General features: G+C 31.6%; 28 protein-coding genes. 17 read left to right on the top strand and 11 right to left on the bottom strand.

Annotated elements, in window-relative coordinates:
* Nucleotides 1–34 precede the first annotated feature (34 nt).
* On the bottom strand, nt 35–559 hold the full coding sequence (locus FUA22_RS05515) for an RNA polymerase sigma factor (RefSeq protein ID WP_147766905.1): 525 nt from the start codon (nt 557–559) through the stop codon (nt 35–37).
* 100 nt (nt 560–659) lie between these two features.
* On the opposite strand from FUA22_RS05515, the gene FUA22_RS05510 reads away from it, so the two are divergent.
* From FUA22_RS05510 to FUA22_RS05480, 7 genes are all read left to right on the top strand, one after another.
* Nucleotides 660–1,730: a hypothetical protein gene (locus tag FUA22_RS05510; RefSeq protein WP_147766904.1), complete on the top strand. Its 1,071-nt coding sequence runs from the start codon at nt 660–662 to the stop codon at nt 1,728–1,730.
* A gap of 133 nt (nt 1,731–1,863) precedes the next feature.
* Complete coding sequence (locus FUA22_RS05505; RefSeq protein WP_147766903.1) at nt 1,864–2,244, top strand: OB-fold protein; 381 nt, start codon at nt 1,864–1,866, stop codon at nt 2,242–2,244.
* A 5-nt stretch (nt 2,245–2,249) separates the two neighbouring features.
* Nucleotides 2,250–2,768 carry an ankyrin repeat domain-containing protein gene (locus FUA22_RS05500; protein WP_147766902.1) on the top strand — a complete coding sequence of 173 codons (519 nt, stop codon included), beginning with the start codon at nt 2,250–2,252 and terminating at the stop codon, nt 2,766–2,768.
* A 2-nt stretch (nt 2,769–2,770) separates the two neighbouring features.
* Complete coding sequence (locus FUA22_RS05495; RefSeq protein ID WP_147766901.1) at nt 2,771–3,535, top strand: T9SS type A sorting domain-containing protein; 765 nt, start codon at nt 2,771–2,773, stop codon at nt 3,533–3,535.
* Nucleotides 3,536–3,565: 30 nt separating this feature from the next.
* Nucleotides 3,566–4,417: a DUF5777 family beta-barrel protein gene (locus FUA22_RS05490; protein WP_147766900.1), complete on the top strand. Its 852-nt coding sequence runs from the start codon at nt 3,566–3,568 to the stop codon at nt 4,415–4,417.
* A 28-nt stretch (nt 4,418–4,445) separates the two neighbouring features.
* Nucleotides 4,446–4,799, top strand: coding sequence for a c-type cytochrome (locus FUA22_RS05485; RefSeq protein ID WP_147766899.1), 354 nt, complete (start codon nt 4,446–4,448; stop codon nt 4,797–4,799).
* Nucleotide 4,800: 1 nt separating this feature from the next.
* Complete coding sequence (locus tag FUA22_RS05480) at nt 4,801–5,349, top strand: YceI family protein (RefSeq protein WP_147766898.1); 549 nt, start codon at nt 4,801–4,803, stop codon at nt 5,347–5,349.
* Between the two features lie 61 nt (nt 5,350–5,410).
* Here the strand turns inward: FUA22_RS05480 and FUA22_RS05475 are convergent, their stop codons facing one another.
* On the bottom strand, nt 5,411–5,818 hold the full coding sequence (locus FUA22_RS05475) for a MotA/TolQ/ExbB proton channel family protein (protein WP_147766897.1): 408 nt from the start codon (nt 5,816–5,818) through the stop codon (nt 5,411–5,413).
* 191 nt (nt 5,819–6,009) lie between these two features.
* On the opposite strand from FUA22_RS05475, the gene FUA22_RS05470 reads away from it, so the two are divergent.
* Nucleotides 6,010–7,059, top strand: a complete 1,050-nt coding sequence (locus FUA22_RS05470; RefSeq protein ID WP_147766896.1) for a sensor histidine kinase — start codon at nt 6,010–6,012, stop codon at nt 7,057–7,059.
* Nucleotides 7,060–7,062: 3 nt separating this feature from the next.
* Complete coding sequence (locus FUA22_RS05465; protein WP_147766895.1) at nt 7,063–7,779, top strand: LytR/AlgR family response regulator transcription factor; 717 nt, start codon at nt 7,063–7,065, stop codon at nt 7,777–7,779.
* Here FUA22_RS05465 and FUA22_RS05460 read toward each other — a convergent pair.
* The 7 genes from FUA22_RS05460 to lpdA all read right to left on the bottom strand — a co-directional run bounded on the left by FUA22_RS05460 (nt 7,776) and on the right by lpdA (nt 14,335).
* Entirely contained in the window at nt 7,776–8,477 is a 702-nt protein-coding gene (locus FUA22_RS05460; protein ID WP_147766894.1) for a hypothetical protein, read from the bottom strand. The genes FUA22_RS05465 and FUA22_RS05460 overlap by 4 nt on opposite strands.
* Before the next feature lie 125 nt (nt 8,478–8,602).
* Nucleotides 8,603–9,430, bottom strand: coding sequence for a mechanosensitive ion channel family protein (locus tag FUA22_RS05455; protein WP_147766893.1), 828 nt, complete (start codon nt 9,428–9,430; stop codon nt 8,603–8,605).
* A gap of 7 nt (nt 9,431–9,437) precedes the next feature.
* The gene (locus FUA22_RS05450; protein WP_147766892.1) at nt 9,438–9,638 is read right to left on the bottom strand and encodes a hypothetical protein; all 201 of its coding nucleotides are present in this window, start codon (nt 9,636–9,638) and stop codon (nt 9,438–9,440) included.
* On the bottom strand, nt 9,638–10,210 hold the full coding sequence (locus FUA22_RS05445) for an RNA polymerase sigma factor (RefSeq protein ID WP_147766891.1): 573 nt from the start codon (nt 10,208–10,210) through the stop codon (nt 9,638–9,640). Before FUA22_RS05445 ends, FUA22_RS05450 begins: the two co-directional genes overlap by 1 nt.
* 146 nt (nt 10,211–10,356) lie before the next feature.
* Nucleotides 10,357–12,273, bottom strand: coding sequence for a T9SS type A sorting domain-containing protein (locus FUA22_RS05440; RefSeq protein ID WP_147766890.1), 1,917 nt, complete (start codon nt 12,271–12,273; stop codon nt 10,357–10,359).
* Nucleotides 12,274–12,424: 151 nt separating this feature from the next.
* Nucleotides 12,425–12,790 carry a leucine-rich repeat domain-containing protein gene (locus FUA22_RS05435; RefSeq protein ID WP_147766889.1) on the bottom strand — a complete coding sequence of 122 codons (366 nt, stop codon included), beginning with the start codon at nt 12,788–12,790 and terminating at the stop codon, nt 12,425–12,427.
* A 144-nt stretch (nt 12,791–12,934) separates the two neighbouring features.
* Entirely contained in the window at nt 12,935–14,335 is a 1,401-nt protein-coding gene (gene lpdA / locus FUA22_RS05430) for a dihydrolipoyl dehydrogenase (RefSeq protein ID WP_147766888.1), read from the bottom strand.
* A gap of 187 nt (nt 14,336–14,522) precedes the next feature.
* Between lpdA and smpB the strand changes: the two genes are divergently transcribed.
* From smpB to FUA22_RS05415, 3 genes are all read left to right on the top strand, one after another.
* Nucleotides 14,523–14,981: an SsrA-binding protein SmpB gene (gene smpB, locus FUA22_RS05425; RefSeq protein WP_147766887.1), complete on the top strand. Its 459-nt coding sequence runs from the start codon at nt 14,523–14,525 to the stop codon at nt 14,979–14,981.
* A 72-nt stretch (nt 14,982–15,053) separates the two neighbouring features.
* On the top strand, nt 15,054–15,605 hold the full coding sequence (locus FUA22_RS05420; protein WP_147766886.1) for a hypothetical protein: 552 nt from the start codon (nt 15,054–15,056) through the stop codon (nt 15,603–15,605).
* 3 nt (nt 15,606–15,608) lie between these two features.
* Nucleotides 15,609–16,154, top strand: coding sequence for a pyridoxamine 5'-phosphate oxidase family protein (locus FUA22_RS05415; RefSeq protein WP_147766885.1), 546 nt, complete (start codon nt 15,609–15,611; stop codon nt 16,152–16,154).
* Between the two features lie 2 nt (nt 16,155–16,156).
* Here FUA22_RS05415 and FUA22_RS05410 read toward each other — a convergent pair whose 3' ends face one another.
* Complete coding sequence (locus FUA22_RS05410; protein WP_147766884.1) at nt 16,157–16,798, bottom strand: hypothetical protein; 642 nt, start codon at nt 16,796–16,798, stop codon at nt 16,157–16,159.
* A gap of 21 nt (nt 16,799–16,819) precedes the next feature.
* Nucleotides 16,820–17,461, bottom strand: a complete 642-nt coding sequence (locus tag FUA22_RS05405; protein ID WP_147766883.1) for a protein-L-isoaspartate(D-aspartate) O-methyltransferase — start codon at nt 17,459–17,461, stop codon at nt 16,820–16,822.
* A 171-nt stretch (nt 17,462–17,632) separates the two neighbouring features.
* On the opposite strand from FUA22_RS05405, the gene FUA22_RS05400 reads away from it, so the two are divergent.
* Genes FUA22_RS05400 through FUA22_RS05380 form a run of 5 tightly spaced genes read left to right on the top strand, consistent with a single transcriptional unit; the run spans nt 17,633 to nt 23,490 of the window.
* The gene (locus tag FUA22_RS05400) at nt 17,633–18,592 is read left to right on the top strand and encodes a Gfo/Idh/MocA family protein (RefSeq protein ID WP_147766882.1); all 960 of its coding nucleotides are present in this window, start codon (nt 17,633–17,635) and stop codon (nt 18,590–18,592) included.
* Between the two features lies 1 nt (nt 18,593).
* Nucleotides 18,594–19,484 (top strand): 3-hydroxybutyryl-CoA dehydrogenase, encoded by an 891-nt coding sequence (locus FUA22_RS05395; protein WP_147766881.1) that lies wholly within the window; start codon nt 18,594–18,596, stop codon nt 19,482–19,484.
* Entirely contained in the window at nt 19,484–20,152 is a 669-nt protein-coding gene (locus FUA22_RS05390; protein WP_147766880.1) for a YggS family pyridoxal phosphate-dependent enzyme, read from the top strand. Before FUA22_RS05395 ends, FUA22_RS05390 begins: the two co-directional genes overlap by 1 nt.
* 15 nt (nt 20,153–20,167) lie before the next feature.
* Nucleotides 20,168–21,538 (top strand): exonuclease domain-containing protein, encoded by a 1,371-nt coding sequence (locus FUA22_RS05385; RefSeq protein WP_147766879.1) that lies wholly within the window; start codon nt 20,168–20,170, stop codon nt 21,536–21,538.
* Nucleotides 21,535–23,490, top strand: a complete 1,956-nt coding sequence (locus FUA22_RS05380; RefSeq protein ID WP_147766878.1) for a DUF3857 domain-containing protein — start codon at nt 21,535–21,537, stop codon at nt 23,488–23,490. The genes FUA22_RS05385 and FUA22_RS05380 overlap by 4 nt, the downstream gene beginning before the upstream one ends.
* Nucleotides 23,491–23,500 lie beyond the last annotated feature (10 nt).

Genomic DNA, 23,500 nt, shown 5'->3' with positions numbered 1-23,500 from the left:
ATATATATAACAACTGAATTTTAAATTCTCCTGATTATTTTATTTTGAACCCCTCTAGTTCTTCTTTCAAAGTATTAAAGGCAGTATATATTCTGTACTCTACAACTTTCTGTGAAACTCCCAAAATTTCGGCAATTTCTTTGTGCTTTTTCCCTTCAACCTTACTTAATAAAAAAGCAACTCGCTGTTCTTCTTTTAAATTTTCAAGTACCCGCTTGTATTGTTCTAAAAACTGATTTTCTTCTAAGAGGAATTCCGGAGATTCGTTAGTATAATTATTTTTATGCTCTTGCCTATATTTTAAAACAACTTTCTCATGTTTAATAATATTCAATGCCATATTATTAACCACCTTATATAAAAACGATTTAGCTTTTGACAGGCTTACATTTTTACAATTATCCCATAACTTGATAAATGCTTCTTGAGTTAAATCACTCGGATTAGATTTATCACCATATTTATAAAACAAAAAACTTTGTAAATCCTGCGCATACTTATTATAAATATGCTCAAACACTTTTTCTTTACAAATATTTTCGTTGAGCTCCTTTGCCAAGTTTTTTTTTTAAAGTTAAATAAAATATGTTTCTTTTTCAGGAGATTTTAAAATTCAGTTGTTATATAATAAAGCGCAACAGTTAGTCTAACTGAAAATTATGAGTATTAATAAATTAAATTTCATTTTAACAGTACTTTGCTTGCTCATTTTAATGAGCTGCAGAAGAGAGGAAATGGAGTTTATTCAAGCCCCTGAAGAAGAAAGGTTAAGCAAAAACTCTGCTATAGCCAGTTCAATGAAAATGATTGCCATCAATGATGGATCTGATGATAATATTCTAGATTATTCAAACTGTTTTAATGTTAAATTACCTATTGAGGTAACTGCAAATGGTGAGATAATTGATGTTAAAACTAAAGAAGACTACAAAATTGTAGAATATATTTTTGACGACTCCGATGATGATACTGATGTTCTAGACATTACATTTCCTGTTACAATTACCCTTGAAGATTTTAGAGAAGTGATAATTTCAAATGCTGAAGAATTGGCCAGTTATTCTCAAAACTGTAATGGTGAAAATGAATTTGATGATGATATTGAGTGTATTGATTTTAATTACCCAATTCTTGTTTCTTTATTCAACCCAGACCGCGAAACCTTTGGTGTGATTAAATTAGATTCAGATGAAGGTTTATATCAATTTATTGACAACTTACATGATTCAGATTACATGACCTTAAATTTCCCCATTACTACTACTCTTTTTGATAATTCAACACTAAATATTAATAGTCTTAATGAATTGGAAGATGCTATTAACACTTTTAGCAACGCGTGTGATGAAGATGATGATTACAACTTTAATGATGACGATTGTGATGACTGTGATACTGAAATGCTGGCTTCTATCTTAACCAATTGCCAAAGTTGGACCATAGATAAACTAGAGCGTTATGGTAATGATTTAGATGATTATTATGAGGGTTACACCTTTAATTTTCACGAAAATGGTAGGGTTGGTGCGTATTGGGATGGACAGAACGCCTACGGCACTTGGGAGGCAAGTGGAGAAGCCAATAATATAACTGTAATAATTAACATTCCCGGTTTAAATTACTGTAATAAAGACTGGAGATTACATGAAATATCTGAGTACAATGAGGTAAAAGTAGACTTTAGAGTGGGATATAATGACAGGTTAAGGTATAACAACATTTGTGATTAAATTAAAAAGAATTAAGCTAGTATAATCTGCTGTTCTATGAAAAAGAAAAGGATTTTATAATCAAGTTAGACTTGATTTCTAGCTAAACTGCTTCAGTAGTTAACTACTGAAGCAGTATTTTAAAAAATTTGAAATGAAGAAGAAACTTATAATCGTATTACTAATAGGTGTAATTGGTGTTGTTTTATATAATTACATTTATAAAGACCATAGAAATATTTCAACCGAAAAAGCTGAATTTACAATAACTTCTATAGAGTTATCCAACGATTTCCAAATAGCACCATCAGACTCGGAAAAAAAATATTTAAATAAAACCATTGTTGTTAGTGGTACCATATCTGAAGTTAATGATAATAATTTAGTCTTAAATCAAAATATATTTTGTCAGCTACAGGATCCAATTAATCAATCTCTCCAAATAGGTAATTCTTTAAAAGTTAAAGGGCGTTGTATTGGGTATGATGACCTTTTGGAAGAGATTAAATTAGACCAATGTACAATTTATAATTAATATCTATGAGAAAAACTACACTTTTACTTATTCTTTTAATTTCCACTGGGTTAAATAGTCAAAATAGCATTTTTGACCATTGTAGAAATGGCAATGTTTCAGAAATAGAAAAACTTCATAATCAAAATCCTTCAATTATTAATTTAAAAAATGATTATGGCTATACACCTATTATGCTAGCCGCATATCACGGTAAAGAAAATGTGGTGGCGTTTTTATTAGATAAAGATGTTGCTATAAATGAATGTAGTGATTATGGCACACCCCTTATGGCTGCTGTTGTTAAAGGGCACTTTAACATTGCCCAACTTTTATTAGAAAAAAAGGCCAACCCCAACATATCTGATATTAAGGGCACTACCGCTTTACACTATGCTACCATGTTCCAAAATCTTGAAATAATAAAGCTTCTTGTGACAGCTGGTGCAGACGTTAATCTTAAAAATAATGTGGGCAAAACCCCTATGGATTTTGGGTTAGCCTCAAACAATAACGATTTAATAAATATTCTTAAAAACTATTAATCATGAAAACAATTATTTATTCCATTTTACTGTTATTTCCGTGCTCCATCCTATATGCTCAGACCTATACTACTGGGGTTGTTAATTTAGACACTGATTATACGGCTCGGTTTGATGTAAATACTTCTACTAATAAAGTTACCATGACATTAATAGGGCCCGATAATCGATGGTTGGGTATAGGCCCTGGAATTTCTACCGGCTTAGGAATGGGGAATCTTGGTGATGATGCTGTTGTATATAATTCAACTGGTTTGGAAGATAGAAATATGCCTTCTGGAACCGGAATGCCAAATCTAGATTCTAGTCAGGATTGGAGTGTGAGTAGCAACACTACTAATGCCGGTGTTAGAACTTTAATAGCCACGAGGGATATAAATACTGGTGATTCCAATGATTATGTTTTTCCAAGTTCTGCGAGCTCATTACCAATTCTTTGGGCAAAAGGGTCTTCTTTATCTTTCGGGTATCATGGTTCAAATAAATCAGGAACAGTAGCAAATCTTACTTTAAGTCAGGATACCAATATTTTAAACGAGTTTAAACTATATCCAAACCCCGTTACATCATTACTAAAAATAGAACTCCCTGGTCCTATCCAAAAAGCTAATATTGAGGTTTATAATAGTTTAGGGAAAATTATCTATTCAGGTGAAGTAACAAAACTAATGTCCTCCGTTGATGTTACAAGATTTAATAGTGGGCTACATTTAGTAAAATTAACATATCTTGAAAGTACTAACACTAAACGTTTCGTAAAATATTAAGTCTTATTAATTATTTTGATATATTGAAGTATGACGTATTTATTCTCCTTTCTAATTATATTAGTTCCTTTATTTACATTTTCCCAAGAAGACCTGCTTGATGAAATAGATACCGATTCCACAGGGACACAATATGAATCTGCTACATTTAAAGGTTTAAAGATTGTAAACTTTGAATCTACAAAACTAGTTTCAGATAATGAATTAACTCTTATAGTATCACATCGATTTGGTAGCTTAAAAAATGGTATTGATACCTTTTTTGGTTTAGATGAAGCAGTAACCAGAATTAATTTTGTATACGGCATTACCGATGGACTAAATATTGGCATTTCCAGAAGCTCCTTTCTTAAAATTTATGAGAGTTCATTAAAATATAGACTCTTTAGGCAAGAAAAAAATGGCTTCCCATTTACCATAGTTGGTTACAATTCCATATTGGTTAATACTGCTTTGGATAAAGTCAACTATCCATTATTGGAATTCAAACATAGAGTTGGGTATACTTCACAAATTTTAATAGCCAGAAAAGTAAACTCTAATTTATCTTTTGAGTTAGCTCCAACAATATTTCATGACAACTTTGTAGTAATAGATGAACAAGATAATACACAATACGCCTTAGGTCTAGGAGGACGCTATAAATTAAGTAAACGTTGGTCTTTAAATGCAGATTACGGATGGCATCTTAATAGAGCTGATAATTCACCTTTTAAAAATCCGTTTTCTATTGGTGTTGATTTAGAAACTGGTGGACATGTTTTTCAAATGCACTTTACCAATGCCCAAGGTATGAATACGAATACCTTTTTAGGGCAAACCTCAGGAGACTGGGGTGATGGCAACATTTATTTTGGCTTTAACTTAAGTAGAAGATTTTAATAATGAGTAACTATAAAAACAATTGACTATGAAAACAAAAAACCTATTGTACATTCTGAGTTTTTCGGTTTTGTTATTCGCTTGCTCCAGCAGTAGCAGTGATGATTTAAGCAATCCTGATCCAGATCCAATAGAAAAAGTAACTTACAAAGACAATGTTAAAGCTATAATAGATAGTAATTGTCTTAACTGCCACGGTAATCCTACAAATGGCCCTTCTAACTCCTTAAACACATATGACTTGGTTAAAAATGATGTTGACAAAATTATAGACCGTATTAACAGAACTGGAGCAGGAAAAATGCCCCCAAGTGGAAATTTATCAAACTCGGCCAAAGCCCTTATCCAGCAATGGAAAGATGACGGACTCTTAGAAGAATAAAATGAAAACATTATTATTTATTATAACACTAATTTTTGGAATTAGCTCTTTTGCCCAGTCAAAATTTATAACAAAAACAGGAACTGTAGGTTTTGAAGCCTCGGTTCCTTCTTTTGAAGAAGTTAGAGCTTCTAATAATTCCGTCACAGCCATTATCAATACTGATACTGGTGAGTTTGCTGCATTGGTTTTAGTTAAAGGATTCCGATTTAAAAATGCCCTAATGGAAGAGCATTTTAATGAAAATTATGCAGAGTCTGACACCTACCCAAAGGCTACTTTTAAAGGTAGGGTTAAAGATTTTGACCTTGCCAAGCTCAAATCAAAAACTCAGGAATTTGTAATTGTTGGTGCTCTTGCTTTTCACGGTAAAACCAAAAAACTGACGGATGTCCCTCTCTCCATTTCACAAAATGAAGGTGTCATTACTATAGAAGGGAGTTTTAAAACTTTAGCATCTGATTTTGATATTAAAATTCCAAAAATTGTCAAAAATAAAATAGCCGAAGATGTACTTGTCACCTTTGATTTTAAACTCAATAAAAAGTAAAACAAAAATTCCCTTTTCAAATTTAAAAAAGGGGATTTTTACTACACTAAATAATATCTAATTACGGTTTATGTAAGGCCTTTAAAATTATAATACCAATTCTGGGTAAAATAAAAGTAATTGCTCCAAAAACAGTTGTTAACAATGCTACCTTTAGTCCTCCAGCCATCATTCCCTGGCTAACATCTCCCAGCGCATCAATAGCATCAAAAGCTTGTATCATACCAATAATGGAGCCCAAAAGCCCAAATACCAAACCTAAAATACTAGTGTCTGAGGCTAATCTTACCATTTTTTTCGATTTGTCAGGGCTTTTGTTCAAACTTAAAAACCCTAATACCAAAAACAAGAGGGCCAGTAATAAGCATATTAATATCAGTGACATAAAAAACGGGCCTCCTTCGTTAAACCTGTCAACAAAAACATTTCCTACTAAAGGTTTTGAGGAACTTAATAATAAGATATTCATAATTAATAATTTTGATTAAACATGTCACAAACATACACCTTGAATGAATTGATAAAATAAAAATGCGACGGATGACCAAATTAGCAATTAAAACGGCATGATGCAGAAACACGCGTTAAATTGGTTATCTGTCTACAAAAACAACAACGGCCCTAAAAATACATTAATATTGTATTTTATTAATGCTAATAATGAAGGCTATATTTATTTTAAAGAAATTAGGACAGTTAATTTTACACATACTTTTTTGGGGCGGCGTACTACTATTTTACACCTATTTCTTTGGGTTTGATAATGACAATTTTAATTACGTTTTATCATTCTCATTATTCTTAATGCCCATTACTATAGCAACTACTTATGTTTTTATTTATAAAATTATTCCAAAATATCTTATAACAAAACAATACATCAGATTCGGATTTTATACGTTTTGCTCTATAACAATTTCGGCATATCTTATTGTAGTTTCTGTTTTCTACGGACTCATCTATCTTTCGAATTTTGACTATTCAGATATGGCCCCGATTAGTAGGAGTCTATTGTTTGTAGCTACCGCTGTATATTTGGTTGTTATTATTGCCAGTGGATATAAACTTCTTAAACTGAACTTAAAACATACTCAGGAAACAAGTAAACTTGAAAACAAAATATTAGAGGCACAACTAAAACTAAAAGAACAAGAGTTGAATTATTTAAAAATGCAGATTCATCCACATTTCTTGTTTAATACGCTAAATACCATGTATGGTTTCGCACTGAAAAAAGCCAATGAAACCCCTGAAATGATTCTGAAGCTCTCTAATTTATTAGATTATTTGCTTTACAAAATAGATAAACCATTTGTACTATTGACCGAAGACATAAATCATATAAAGGATTATGTGGAGTTAGAAAAAATGCGCTTCAACAAGACTTTAAATATAGATTTCACTACTAGAAATATTTCAGAAGACGTTAAAATTGCTCCCATGTTATTACTTCCATTTATAGAAAACAGTTTTAAACATGGTACGTTGAAAAACGGCATGTTAAAAATAGTTTCCACCATTACATGTGAAGAAAATAAAATTCATTTCGATATTGAAAACACCAGCACCCAAGAGGAAGAATTAAAAAATGGCATTGGTTTAACCAATATTAAAAAGCGTTTAGATTTGTTATATAAAGATAATTACAGCCTTAAAATAGATAACAAAAATGGTATATTTAAAGTAAATCTAACCTTAAACACTATTTAGGAGTTGAATCAGAATAAAGACATATCATGTTTAATTGTTGATGATGAAAGTATTGCACTAGAAATAATTGCTTCTCATCTATCTAAAATACCCAATATTAAGAAAATTGCTAGTTGTAATAATGCTATTGAAGGTTTTAGTTATTTGAGAGATAATCATGTCGATTTAGTTTTTCTAGATATTAATATGCCTGAAGTATCGGGAATTTCGTTTGCAAAATCCATTAGTAAAGACATTAAAATAATTTTTACTACAGCCTATAGAGACTATGCAGTTGAAGGTTTTGAATTGCAAGCTGTAGACTATCTTTTAAAACCCATTTCGTTTGAAAGGTTACTCAAAGCGGTTAACAATTATTTTGATATTTATGGTGAGAGCGCATCCAATTCCATAGAAATATCAAACGGAAATGAGTTTATGTTTGTGCGTTCTGATAGACGTATGATTAAGATTGATTTTGATGAGATCATCTATATTGAAAGCTATAGTGATTACATAAAAATTCATTTAAAGGACGAAACCATAGTTACAAGAGAAACTATAAGCTCAGTAGAAGCAAAACTTCCCAATAATAAATTCATGCGTATTCATAGGTCTTTTATAATCTCTTTAGCCAATATTTCGTCTTTTACCAACGAGGAAATCACCATCAATAAAAAATCACTACCTATTAGTAGAAGTTATAAAAAAGAAGTTTTAAATACTCTGGAGAAATTCTAATTGAAGAATCCCATTTTAGGTTTAATAACTTTTGGAGCCCAAATTTTTATATCATCAAATTTACCAGTGTCGTCAAATGATCCAAAACCTAAAAAACCCGATTTAAAATGTGTGTCATTAGCTTCCATAATAGGTGTAGTCTTATCATCAAAGTATATTTTTATAATACCTTCTTCAACTTTTCTAACCACTCTAGCGGTATGCCATGAATCTTTGCCACCCCAATTCGCTCCATCAGTTCTTTTAGCAACAATACTGGTTCTAGGTTCATCATTTACAATAAATATGCTGTGTGCATGGTCATCTGGTTTTGAAGCTATGTGCGTATAATAATAATTTGATGGATTATTAATACCAAACATTAAACACAAATCTCTATGAGAATACTCGCGACCATTTTGATTCAATCTTATTTCGAAAATAAAATCGCCTACCAAAACATCTTTTATCATGGCAATATTAAATGGTGAGCGCACTACACTTTTGTATTCGCTTTGTTTAAAGAGTTCCATACAATTTCCATTATCACCCTTACCTATTCTCCATGCGTCAGGGTCTGTCATTTCAAAATGGTTCATAGCCTGAGGTTGCTCAAAATCTTGAGAATAAATTAGCTTATAATTATCGGGTATATCAGCTTGAGCAGTTAGTTTTAAACAAAAAGCAAGAGCTAGTACAAAAGCAAAAGGTGATTTCATAGAATTAGTATTTAACGCTATCGAAGTTATCACAAAAAAAATCCCCTTCCAAATTAATGAAAAGGGACCTAAGAGTCTTTCAATTTACAGAACTTAACCAACCAAATTTTAACCCTAACTTAAAGTTAATCCTGTATTTTTACTTGACTCTCAACAATATCTTTTATAGGTATTACAAGTTTACCTTTCTCTGTCTTTAACGTAATACTCATGTTGTCAATTGCTTCAACTTCACCTTTAATATCGTTAAATTCTATTACCTGACCAATTTCATATGTTTTTCTTGCATAAAAGGTTTTTAATAAATCCCCAACAACCTTTTGTGCCCCAAAACCAAAAGCCAAAGCAAAAGCCAATAGAAAGGCTGCTAAAATCATAGTGATATTACTTGTTATAATTTCAGTATTAACACCAGCTTGATTTAAAGCAGTAATAGAGGTAAAAATCAAGATTATAAAAAATACTACCTGACTAATAATTTTAGCTCCTGATAAATCCATAGATTCAAAAAAAGATTTCAACCCCTTTTTAATTACGTTTGCTAGAATAAGGCCAATGGTAAAAATCACTATAGCTGCAAACAACTGAGGTAAATACCCTAGAAGATTGCTTATTTGTTCAGAAATCATGGTTAGATTTAAAATATCAGAAACCATGATAATCAACATAATATACATTACCCATTTTACAAAATTTGAAACAATTTTGATGGTATCGAAGTTTAGCTTTTTACCTTCAACAATTTCAATATCATTCAACTTATCATCCAATTTGTTAGCCTTGGCCAGCTTTAAAGCTTTCTTTATTAAGCGCACAACCAATTTGGTCACTAACCAGCCTACTATAACTACAATTATGGCACCTATAATACTTGGGAACACCTTTGTTATTTCTAACCACATAGCTTTGAGAGATTCCATAGCTACGTTTTTCCATTCTGTTGCTTTTTCCATTTTACTACTATAAGTTAGGGTTGTTATCTTTATTTTTCACGTCTCTTTGTTTCATTACAGATTCTATAATATCACCAATATTATAAGAGAATAACGCCGCTAGCTCCATGAGTAATTTAGCCATAGCAATATCATTCATAACCTTAGACTTAAGTTCCTGAGGAACTTCCTTAAGTGGCTGATCTACGTATTTAAACGGGTTATCCATTATTTAAGGTTGTTATACACGGTTATTAGTTTGTCTTTTGCACGTTTAATTCTCATTTTAACCGCACTTTCTCCTATACCTAAAACACCTTCAATATCTCTAATTGAAAGTGAATCTTGGTATTTAAGCAATAGAATCATTTTCTCATCAGGAGAAATATGTTCTAAAGCTATTTTTAATTTGTCAACCTTCATAGTTAAAAAACCATAATCCTCATCTTCATCCTCTGAAAGGTTTTCAATATCTTTATAATCTACAGACTTTTTTTGAAACTTCTTAGCTGAATTTCTAGTTACATAATTTACGCAATGATTATAAGTAAATGCGTATAACCATGTTGAAAATTTAGATTTCCCTTTAAAACTAGCTAGCTTTACAAAGAGTTTTAAAAAAACATCTTGGGTTAAATCTTTGGCTTCATCTACATCCTTTGCAAATCCTAAACATTTATTATAAACCAGCATAGCATACCTGTCATATAAAATCTCAAAAAGCAATGTATCATTAGTTTTAATAATTGCCTTAACAAGATCTTCATCAGATTGCTTATTAATATTTTCTAGGGTTTCCAAATGTAGCTATGAGCTATTTAGTTACTTTACAGTTGTAAGACACTAATCTATTTAAAAAGTCACATTATATGAACTAAAAGTTAAAAAAAAACGAACCCTTTTTTTGGTTCGCTTTTTTTTAATATATTTTTTACTGTTCCCTCTAGCTAATACTTCAATATTTTTTGGGTCAATCTTCCGGATTCACTTTTAAGATTAATAAAATACATACCATTAGTTAAATTAGAAATATCTATTTCATTCATGCCCATAGCCAAATTACCTGTAAACATTAATTGTCCCTGAATATTTTTTAAATTATAAGTAACATTTGAAAACGTTTCTATAAAAACCTTATTTTTTGTTGGGTTGGGATAAATTGAAATATTCGATAGATCAAAATAAGTTGTGCTTAAATTACAGGACTCCTCATAACTTGTAATTACATCTTTACGCCAGTTATTTGTATCCTTGTTATCTGCATTAATTTTATTATCTACCTGTATACAACTTAGATTAGTATTAAAGTTTGCAAACATCCAATCTAAACTTTCATTATTCCCATTGGCTATGTTTAAAAAAGTTAATAAATCATTGTCCTGACAATAAAATTGAACCAACCCTTTTAACATGCTAATATCCACGCTGCTTAAATTTCCATTACCAACATCTAAATCCTCTAAGGTATTATAAAGGTTTGTGTAAGGGGTAAAATCAATACTATTTAAGGCATGTCCATACATCCAAAAAGTTTTTAATGTTGTTGTGTTGGGGAGAGTTATACTCGTTAGCGAACTACTATTATTAATCCTTAAGAATTCTAGTCCTGAAAGCATACTTGTATCTAGGTTTATAACCCCCGTATTACTAGAGTCAAATTCAAAAAGTGTATTTGTTGCAGGCAAATTAAAAGTAGTTAAACTCGGATTATTAAAGCTCCATAGTTTTTCTAGAGCATATAGGCCATTAATATTGAGACTGGTTAAACCCGTATTATTAGTTATTAATAAGTCAAGTGTATTATTCGTTACTGGAAAAGTAACAGATGTTAAATTAGGGTTGTTCTTACAATTTAATTCTTGTAAAGCATCATTGTTTGAAACATCTAAACTATTTATGCTCGTCCCATAACATTCAATATCCACCAAAGTATCCAAATCATCTGGCAAATCAATCGCTGTCAAATTGGTGTTTGTATGACAAAAAAAGCTAATCAAACTTGTATTACTAGAAACATCTAATGTACCTGTCAGTCCAGTATTATAGCACCAAAAAATTTCTAACCCTGTATTCTTACTAACATCAATTGAGGTTAGACTACTATTAGAAAAGCAATCCAACCTTGTTAATGTTGCAGTATTGGGTAATTGTATGGAGCTGAGACTAGAATTATTTGAACAATAAAGTTCTTTTAAATTTGTATTTCCCAGAACGTTTAAAGTGCTTATACTAGTTGTAGAACAAATCAGCCTTTCTAATAGAGTATTCATGGATACATCTAACGTACTTATGGGGTTACCCCCAACACTCAAAAACGTTAATTTAGTATTTAGTTCAACATCAACATCTGTTAAATTATTTCCTCCACAATTCAAATGAGTCAATTCTGTATTAGCATCAACATTCAACACGTTTAATTCATTTAAAGCTAGATCTAAATAAGTTAAGGCCGTATTAGAAGAGAGGTCAATTATGGTAACATCACTATTATAAATATCCAAATATGTTAAAGCTAGCATTGAAACATCCAGAGAAGTAAGACTGTTCCCCCGAGCATCGAGTTTAGTTAAAGATGCAAAATCTTCTATCCCTGTAAGATCAGCAATATTTTGATTAAAAAGATTTATCTCCGTTAAACCACTAATTTTAGATGTGGGAACATAATTGTTCATGATTCCATCTCCGAGATTGTTAGGGTCGCTTATAGGCACTACGCTACCGTCTGCTTTCCTAGTTTCAAGGAAATTTTCAAAAGCATCATCCGGAACACATGTATATCCTGCTGGTGTACTTTCGCACTGGGCGAAACTTGAAAAATAGGCAAATAAAGTTAGGGCAACGGAAAGAAGTAATCTTGTTTTCATAATATACTAATTTTATAGCATAACATAAAAAGAGACCATGTCAGCTTGCGGGACTAATGCTATTAATAAGTAATATTAATTCAAGAAAGAATCCTAAGGTATTAAATTACAAAATGTTAAATAAATATTCAAAAATATTTTTCAAAATAAATCAATCAAACCAGTTTAAAGAAATTACTGATTTACCAAGATCTAAGTCATTAACATCTCTAAAAAATGTCGTTAATCCAATATTTTGACTTACATCTAAACTTGTTATTGGATTATTTGAGCAATCTAGATGGGTTAGTGAAGTAAAACCTTCTATCCCTTTTAAGCTTTTAATTTTTTTACCAGACACATCTAAAAAAGTAACTTTAAGCGCATCGCTTATTAAAATTTTACCATTAACAATATTATCACTATCAATTTCTAATTCAATAAGTGTTTTTTCAAAATTTTGATCTGGGATTTCAATAGTTTGAGAGTAACTAATCATACTCAAAATTGTGCACAATAATACTAGTGAGAGTTTCATAATTGGTTGGTTATTAGTTAGTATCCGTCCTTAAGATAGAAAAAAAATATTAAACCTATATTAAAACTCACTCAACCTCCAACTATTGAAACTAAAAAAGCCCCAGTAAAAACTGAGGCTTTTTCTATATTATTAAATACGTTTTTAAATATGTAAAGCTCTATCATCTGTAGCAGCCAAGGCCGCTTCTTTAATGGCTTCTGTAAATGTTGGGTGTGCATGAGACATTCTTGATATATCCTCGGCACTTGCTCTATATTCCATAGCAACAACAGCTTCTGCTATCATATCTGCTGCACGGGCACCAACCATATGAACTCCTAAGATTTCATCGGTAGATTTATCTGCCAAAACTTTAACAAAACCATCAATATCCATACTAGCCCTACTGCGTCCTAAAGCTCGCATTGGGAACTGACCTACCTTATAAGCTATTCCTGCTTCTTTAAGCTGTTCTTCAGACTTTCCAACAGCAGCAACTTCAGGCCAAGTGTAAACCACCCCAGGAATTAAGTTATAATCTATATGTGGTTTTTGTCCTGCTAATGTCTCAGCAACAAATACGCCTTCTTCCTCTGCTTTATGTGCTAACATGGCACCTTTAACCACATCACCAATAGCATAAATATTAGATGCACTAGTTTGCAAATGGTCATTCACCTCTACTCTACCTATATCATCTAATTTTATTCCTGCAGCCTCAGCATTTAATCCATCCGTATAAGGACGACGACCAACAGACACTAAACAATAGTCACCTTTAAACTCAACTTCTTGACCTTTTTTGTTATCTGCCTTTACAATAACTTCATCACCAACACGCTCTACAGACTTTACTTTGTGAGATGCATTAATTTTGAATTTTTGTTTCTTTAAAACCTTATTAAGTTCTTTAGACAAACCAGCATCCATGGTTGGAATAATTCTATCCATGAATTCAACTACAGAAACTTCAGCACCTAATCGCTTGTATACTTGTCCAAGTTCTAAACCAATTACACCTCCACCGATAACAATTAAATGTTTTGGGATTTCCTTTAATTTTAAAGCCTCAGTAGATGTTATAACACGTTCTTTATCAATATTAATAAACGGTAAACTAGAAGGTTTACTTCCTGTAGCAATAATGGTGTTTTTAGCTTCAATTTCGGTAGTTTCTTCACCTGAAATTGTAATATGAGTAGCATCCTTAAAGCTTCCTAATCCATTATAAACATCAATGTTATTTTTCTTCATTAAGAAATCAATACCACCAGTAGTCTGGTCTACAACAGCTTGCTTACGAGCAATCATTTTCTCTAAATTCACCTTTACCTCACCCGGAATTTCAATTCCGTGCTCTTCAAAATGTTTAACCGCATCTTCGTAATGGTGTGATGAATCTAAAAGAGCTTTACTTGGAATACATCCCACATTTAAACAGGTTCCACCAAGTGTTGAATACTTTTCTATCAAGGCTGTTTTCATTCCTAATTGTGCGCAACGAATGGCTGCTACATAACCTCCAGGACCAGAACCGATAACGGCTACATCATATGAACTCATAAACTAATTCTTGTATTAAAAAATTGGAAAACCAAAAATACAAATGTTTTGGCTTAAGGCAATGAAAAAGCATATTTTATAGTTCTTATTATGGTTTGTACAATATCAATAAGACATAAATAAGTTTTATTCAAAAAAAATAGTTTTAAAAAGTTAAGAATATAAATTTGTGTAGTTTTGTGCACCAATGCAAAAAAACGTTAACATATTAAACAAAAAGGCGCGCTTTCAATATGAAATATTGGATAAGTACACCTGTGGTATTGTGTTAACTGGAACTGAAATAAAATCTATTCGAAGTGGTAAAGCATCAATTGCAGAAAGCTTTTGTGAGTTTAATGACAGTCAAGAACTTTTTGTGATTAATATGACTATTGAAGAATACAGTCATGGTACATATTACAACCACAAACCAAAAGCTACACGTAAGTTACTTTTAAACAAGAAAGAACTTAAGAAGTTAGAGAAGGAAGTTCAAAATACAGGACTTACTATTATTCCATTAAGATTATTTGTAAACGAAAAGGGATTCGCAAAACTTGATGTTGCCTTAGCAAAAGGTAAAAAACTTTATGATAAACGCGAAACCATTAAAGACAGAGATAACAAACGTAATCTTGACAGAATTAAAAAGAACTTCAAATAATTTATATAAAACTTAACCGTTTTAGTTTATCAAATTTATTAATTTTCGACTTTAATCATCAATCATTATAAAATGAAGAACTTTTTTATAGTATTAGTATTTGCGTGTACCACATTAACAATTCAGGCTCAAAAAAAAGAGAAAAACCAAAAACCTCAAGTATATGGTATAGATAGTACTAAAGTTACTACCATTGATAAAACCATTAAATCCCTTTATGATGTTGTTTCTGGTGAAAAAGGCGAAAAACGTAATTGGGGACAATTCAAGTTTTTATTCTATAAGGATGCAAAATTAATTCCATCTGGAAAGAATAAAAAGAAAGTTCATGTAGCCAGTTTTATGACTCCTGATGATTATGTTAAAAATTCTGGGAAGTGGTTAGTGGAAAATGGTTTTTTTGAAAAGGAAATAAACAGAAAGGTTCAACGATTTGGAAATATTGCTCATGTATTTAGTACCTATGAAGCTTTTAATAGTAAATCTGATGATGCGCCATTTATGCGCGGTATCAATAGTATTCAGTTATTAAATGATGGGAAACGCTGGTGGATTATAAACATTTATTGGACTCAAGAAACTACAGACAACCCCATTCCTGAAAAGTATTTACCAAAGAAATAAGCTATGGCTAGTTTTTATACAGAGGTTACCCCCGAAATAAAATCATTTATTGAAGCACAGAAAATTTTCTTTGTTGCAACTGCAGCAGATGAAGGAAGAATAAATTTATCACCTAAAGGTTTAGACACTTTTAGAGTTATTGATAACAATAGAGTTCTTTGGTTAAATCTAACAGGAAGTGGTAATGAAACAGCAGCTCATTTGTTGAAAAACAACCGTATGACGGTTATGTTCTGTTCTTTTGAAGGAAAACCACTTATTCTTAGATTATACGGAAACGCCAAAATGTATCATGAAAGTGATGTGGAGTTTAAAGATTATATTGACTTGTTCCCAAAAATTTCAGGAACTAGACAGATTGTTGAAATGCGAGTTGAATCGTTGCAAACATCATGCGGATATGCCGTTCCTTTTATGGATTTTAAAGATGAACGCAGACAATTAAATTCTTGGGCTGAAAAACAAGGTAAAGAACGGTTACAGAATTACCGAAAAGAAAAAAACTCTAAAAGTATTGATGGGTTTGATACGGGGTTGTTAGAAGGCTAATTTTATCTTGTTCCGACAGTTTCGAAATAATTGTTCATCATTTCTGATGATTTCTCTTTAGATCGTAAGGAAATTATTTCTCCACTTTCATCAACAGTAAAATGTCCTTTAAATGCATCTGGCATTTCATTATACTGTTTTTCCACAATATTCAAAGTTTCTATAAAGCAATCATATTTATACCTCTTAAGTAAATATGGCAGTGAATTTTTACCTTTTAGTAATTCGTACTCCTTGTAATTACATGGAGTTTTTTCTGGGCGCCTTTTTAAAACAGCATTGAATTTCAACAAGATTTTCTCTATTTCATTTTCGGGTTTAAACTGAGCAAGCCCTCTCAAAGCTAATATCTTCATATCAAGATACCCTTCTCTTTTGTAGGCTGCGATAAAGAAATCTTCTAAATGTTCAAAATCTTTATTGTAAAGCAATTTCAAAGATTTATTTCTCATTTCATGAAGTTTAGTAGAGTGATAAATCTTGATAAGGTATAAAGAGTTTTCCATCGTAACGGAATCTTCAGTTAAGGAGAATAACGCATTGTAAAACTCAATATTTCTATGATTGAGTTTTTCATTTTTTAAAACATCAGGAAATTCAATTCTAATCAGTTTGTTTTTTTTATTTCTTTTTTTCCAAAACATATAAAAGAATTTAAAACAATATTAATTTTTATCCTCTAACAGTGGCACAAACCTAAATTCACCATATTCGTGTTGCTCAAATTCTTTAGGTCCTTTTCTAACAAATAAAGTCATCATTTGAACGTCATCACCTACGGGAATCACTAACCTACCTCCTATTTTAAGTTGGCTCAATAAAGGCTTAGGCACAAAGGGTGCTCCAGCTGTTACTATAATACTATCAAATGGTGCTTCTTCCGGTAAACCTTTATAACCATCACCAAAGATTAACTTTTTAGCTCTATATCCTAGTTTTGGCAAAAACTTGCTGGTTTTTTTAAACAACTCTTGTTGGCGTTCTATACTATAAACTTTAGCTCCCAACTTACATAATACAGCACATTGATAACCACTCCCAGTCCCAATTTCCAAAACTTTGTCTCCTGGTTTCACTTGCAATAATTCAGATTGAAAGGCTACCGTATAGGGTTGTGAAATTGTCTGGTCTGCACCTATAGGAAATGCTTTATCCTGATAAGCATGATCTAAAAAACTAGAATCCATAAATAAGTGTCTAGGGATGCTACCTATTGCATCAAGTACATTTTTATCGGCTATACCTTTGGCTTTTATTACATTAACCAGTTGCTGTCTTAATCCCTTATGCTTAAAAGTATCTTTCAATTTTTGGTGTAGTTTAGTTTGCTAAAATTAGTCAAACATTTTAAAGCTTAAAATAATTTCACAACAATTTATTCAGGACATTTTAAATCTCTCTTTATAAGGGAAAATTTAGTCAGAAATCATTAAATTCATCCTTTTAAATATCTTATTTTTGTTAAAAACATATTTATTATGCTAAATGCTGGTGTACTTGGTGCTGGCCACCTCGGAAAGATTCACTTAAGACTTCTAAATCAATCAAATAAATACAATCTTGTTGGGTTCTATGATGCCGATGAAACCAATGGCAAAAAGGTAGAAGCTGAATTTGGATATAAGTTTTTCAACTCCATTGAAGCGCTCATTGATGCTGTTGATGTGGTTGATATTGTAACACCTACACTTTCGCATTATGATTGTGCCAAAAAAGCTATAGCAAAAGGTAAGCATATATTCATAGAAAAGCCAATTACTAATACTGTTGAAGAAGCAGAACATGTTAGAGAACTATTATCCGAAAATAATCTTAGAGGTCAAGTAGGTCACGTAGAGCGTTTCAACCCTGCGTTTTTGGCAGTAAAAGAAGACATCAAATCACCAATGTTCATTGAAACACACAGGTTAGCAGAGTTTAACCCTAGAGGAACTGATGTTCCTGTTGTTTTAGATTTAATGATTCATGACATAGATATTATTTTAAGCATTGTGAAATCTAAAGTGAAACATGTTTCTGCCAGTGGTGTTGCGGTTATAAGTGACACACCAGATATAGCTAATGCAAGATTAGAATTTGAAAACGGTTGTGTTGCTAACTTAACCGCAAGTAGAATTTCGCTTAAAAAGATGCGTAAGGCAAGATTTTTTCAAAAAGACGCCTATATCTCGGTTGACTTTTTAGATAAGAAATGCGAAGTAGTTAAAATGAAGGACGCTCCAGAAAACCCGGGAGATTTTGATATGATTCTTCAAAATGCTGAAGGGGTTAAAAAACAAATCTATTTTGACAACCCCAAAATAGAAAATAACAATGCCATTTTAGATGAATTAGAAACCTTTGCTGATGCCATTAATAATAATAGCACACCCGTTGTTACACTACATGATGGTACTGAAGCATTACGAGTTGCAAATCAAATAATCAATAGTTTTTAGGATGCAAAATATAGCTGTTATTGGTGCAGGAACCATGGGAAATGGTATTGCCCACATGTTTGCTCAAAGCGGATTTAAAGTTCAGCTTATAGATATCAGTGAAACTTCCCTAAAAAGAGGATTAGAAACCATAGCTAAGAATTTAGACCGTATGGTTACTAAAGAAAAAATTTCTAAAGCAGAAAAAACGATAACTTTAAATAACATCTCAAGTTATACTAATTTAAAAGAAGGAGTTAAAAATACAGACCTAGTAGTTGAGGCTGCTACCGAAAATGTAGATTTAAAACTGACCATTTTTAAGCAATTAGATGAAATTTGTGCTCCCGATACTGTTTTGGCAACTAATACCTCATCTATTTCAATTACCGAAATAGCAGGTGTAACTTCAAGACCAGATAAAGTAATTGGCATGCATTTTATGAATCCAGTGCCTATTATGAAATTAGTTGAAGTCATTAGAGGTTATAGTACCAGTGATGGGATTACTAAAACCATCATGGAGCTATCAAAAACTTTAGGTAAAGTTCCTGTAGAGGTAAATGATTATCCTGGATTTGTAGCTAACCGCATTTTAATGCCCATGCTTAACGAATCTATTGAAACACTTTACAATGGCGTTGCAGGTGTTGAAGAGATTGACACGGTGTTGAAACTAGGTATGGCACACCCAATGGGTCCTTTACAATTAGCCGATTTTATAGGGTTAGATGTTTGTTTATCGATTCTTAATGTGATGTACGAAGGTTTTAAAAATCCAAAATATGCACCTTGTCCTTTATTGGTAAATATGGTTAGAGCAGGTAAATTAGGAGTGAAATCAGGTGAAGGCTTTTATGATTATTCAGAAAGTAGAAAAGCCGAAAAAGTGTCTGATCAATTTTTGAAATAATGCCGATAAAAGAGAGCCTTCAAAACATAAAATCTACTTTACCCAATCATGTCACCTTAGTAGCTGTATCCAAAACTAAACCTGTTAGTGATATTATGGAGGCTTATGATGCTGGCCATAAGGTTTTTGGTGAAAACAAAATTCAAGACATGGTTGAGAAACATGAAATCATGCCAAAAGATATTGAGTGGCATATGATTGGTCATGTTCAACGGAATAAGGTTAAATATATGGCAAGCTTTGTGAGTTTAATTCATGGTGTAGACAATCTGAAATTACTGCAAGAAATCAACAAACAAGCCATAAAACATGGTAGAGTTATTGAATGCCTGATACAAATAAAAATAGCTTCGGAAGATTCTAAATTTGGAATGGATCCAGAGGAAGCTTCAGAAATAATACTATCCGAAGCATTTTCGGAATTAAAAAATATTAAAGTTGTTGGTGTCATGGGAATGGCAACTTTCACTCATGATAAAATTCAAGTTGAAAAAGAATTTAAAAGGCTTAAATCAACTTTTGATAATTTAAAAACAATAAAAACTGAAAACTGCGAACTAAACATTATTAGCATGGGTATGAGTGGAGATTATCAACTCGCCATAGACTGTGGGAGTACCATGGTAAGAGTTGGCAGTAGCATTTTTGGAGCACGTAATTACAACTAAAGACATAGACATTTTTTGTACGCAATACTAGACATAGAAACCACCGGAGGCAAGTATAATGAAGAAGGTATTACAGAAATTGCTATCTACAAATACAATGGTCATGAAGTTGTAGATCAATTTATCAGTCTTGTAAATCCAGAGAAAGACATTCAACCTTTTGTGGTAAACCTAACAGGTATTAATAATAATATGTTGCGTAATGCACCCAAATTTTATGAGGTTGCAAAACGTATAGTAGAAATTACTGAAAATTGTATTGTAGTAGCGCATAACGCTCAATTTGACTACAGAATATTATGCACTGAATTTAGACGCTTAGGTTTTGAATATGAGCGCAAATCACTTTGTACGGTTGAACTTTCTAAAAACCTAATTCCTGGGCAACAATCATATAGCTTGGGCAAATTGGTGCGTTCTTTAGGAATTCCTGTAACTGATAGACACAGGGCTTCTGGTGATGCTCTAGCAACTGTTAAGTTATTTAAAATGTTGATGGATAAGGATACGCAAAAAACCATTATTCAAAATTCTGTTAGAGCAAATCCTAAACATCAATTAGAGCCTAGACATATTGATATTATTGCAGATTTACCAGCAATAACAGGTGTGTACTATATTCATAAAGAAGATGGTGAAATCATTTATATAGGTAAGAGTAAGAATATAAAAAAACGCATCAATCAACACTTCACTAACACCAACCCAAAGTCAAAAAAAATTCAAGCACTTGTTAGATCTGTCACTTATGAATCTACTGGTAGTGAATTGGTAGCACTTTTAAAGGAGAGTGAAGAAATTAAACGGATAAAACCGGTTTTTAATAGAGCATTGCGTAGGACAAGATTTACCCATGCATTATATAGTTTTGTTGATGAAAATGATTACGTTAACTTAAAAATTGATGTTGTAGACCTAAGAAAAAAACCTATCACCACATTCAACAACAGACAAAGTGGTAAGAGCTTCATTATAAAGGCTATTGAGGAGTATCAGTTATGTCAAAAACTTACCGGTGTTTATAAAACAAAGACTAGCTGTTTTAACTACGATATAAAAACGTGTGAAGGTGCCTGTATTCAAGAAGAATCTTCAGAAACATATAACAAAAGAGTTAATTCTCTAATTTTAAAAAACAGTTATTCAAACAAAAACATGGTCATTATTGACCGTGGGCGTGATGTTGATGAACGCAGTGCCATATTAATTGAAAATGGAGTCTTTAAAGGATTAGGATTCTTCAATCTAAACTATCAAATCAATAATATTGAAATATTAAAATCTATTATTACCCCTATGAATAATAATAGAGATACGCAACACATCATTCAAGCTTACCTCAGAAAAAACAAAAAAATAAAACAAATAATATTCGAAGAACCATGATAAGAATCACCGTAATTCTACTATTTCTCTCCTCATTTAACCTCTTCTCTCAAACATCATTCAACTCAGAATCATTTCAGGTAAAGCTAGCCGATATTGAAACAAATACTTTTGAAAAAGATTCTACAGCAAATGCCATAGTAATATACGAGTATGGAAATAGTTATGTCGACAAAAATGAATATGATTTAAGAACCGAAGAAAAGCACAAAATTAAAATATTAAATAAAGAAGGGTTTAACAATGCTACTGTTGCCATTTATTTGTACAAAAGTAAAAGCTATTCTGAAAAAGTTGAAGACATTAAAGGGACTACCTATAACAAAATTGACGGGACTGTTGTTAAAACTCCATTAAACAAGAAGGATATTTTCAAAGAAAATTACAATGAAAACTTCGATATTGTAAAATTCACGCTACCAAATGTTAAGGAAGGATCCGTAATAACATATAGTTATAAAACAATTTCTAAGTACATGTTTAAGTACCATGGTTGGGAATTTCAGGGGAAAATCCCAAAACTTTACAGTGAGTATAACGCTAGTATTCCTGGGAATTGGTTATACCATATTAAATTAGTTGGTGGGAAAAAGTTGGCCATCAATGAATCTAAACTTGAAAAACAGTGTTTAAAAATGAGTAATGGCGCCAGTGCAGATTGTGGCAAAAGTAAATACGCTATGAAAGACATACCTGCATTTATAGAAGAGGACTACATGACTTCTGAGGATAACTATTTGGCCCGAATAGAATATGAGTTAGAAACCTTTAAGGGAATGGACGGTACTATTAAACATTATACTAAAACCTGGGAAACAGTTGATAAGGAATTTCGAACCGATAAGGAAATAGGCAAGCAACTTAAAAAAAAGATAGATATTGAAGAACTCTTAAGCCCCGACATAATTAATGAAAAGGAAAATTTAAAAAGAGCGAAAGCAATATATCAATTTGTTCAAGAGAATTACACCTGGAATGAGGAATTTAGAATATTTAAAGATGTTTCTGTCAAAGATCTTATAAAAAACAAATCTGGAAATGTTTCTTCAATAAATATTTTACTTCATAATCTGCTTAGAGAAAGTAATATTGATGTAAAACCAGTGCTTTTATCTACGAGAAGAAATGGGTTTCCTACGAAGATTTTCCCTGTACTTTCGGATTTTAACTATCTAATTGTTCAGGTAACAGTTAATGGGGAAACATTTCTTTTAGATGCTACTGATAAATATTTAAGTTTTGGTGAAGTTCCTTTCAGATGCCTAAATCAAACAGGCCGACTACTAGATTTTAATACTAGTAGTGAATGGATAGACATTATTCCTAACAACTCTAATGTATTCTACAATGCTGAAATAAGTATTGATGAAAACGAAAATATTTCAGGAACTATTCAATCTAGAAGAACAGGCTATCACGCTTATGATCACAGAAAATTTTACTTTAAAAATAAATCGAATTATTTAGATCGATTAGAAAACAATTCTGTTGATCTTGTAGTTTCTGATTTTAAAACATCTAATAGTACTTCAACAAGTTCAACTTTTGAAGAGCAATATAATATAGAATATACTGCAGAGGAAACTGGAGAAAACATATATGTAAACCCATTCTTTGTGAAATTCTTTAAAGAAAACCCTTTTAAGCTTCAAGAAAGAACCTACCCCATTGACTTTGGATATAAAGATTCTTATAATTATACTTTAAAACTAAATTTGGGAGATTTTTATGAAGTAGTTGAAAAACCTAAACCAGTAATAGGCAGTTTGCCAAATAAAGCTGGTCGATTGTTCTTCTCTTCAACTATTATGGGAAATCAACTATCGTTGACGTTCAGGATAGAATTTAAAGAAGCTATATATGCTCCAGAATATTATCCCTACCTAAAAAAGTTCATGAATAAAATAGTTAATATTCAAAACAATTCTCTTGTATTGCTAAAGAAAAAATAATCTTTCTTAC

It is taken from the genome of Seonamhaeicola maritimus, from assembly GCF_008056315.1.
Lineage (GTDB): Bacteria > Bacteroidota > Bacteroidia > Flavobacteriales > Flavobacteriaceae > Seonamhaeicola > Seonamhaeicola maritimus.
The sequence above is the reverse complement of the archived record's forward strand: the minus strand, read 5'-3'. Positions and strand labels throughout refer to the sequence as shown.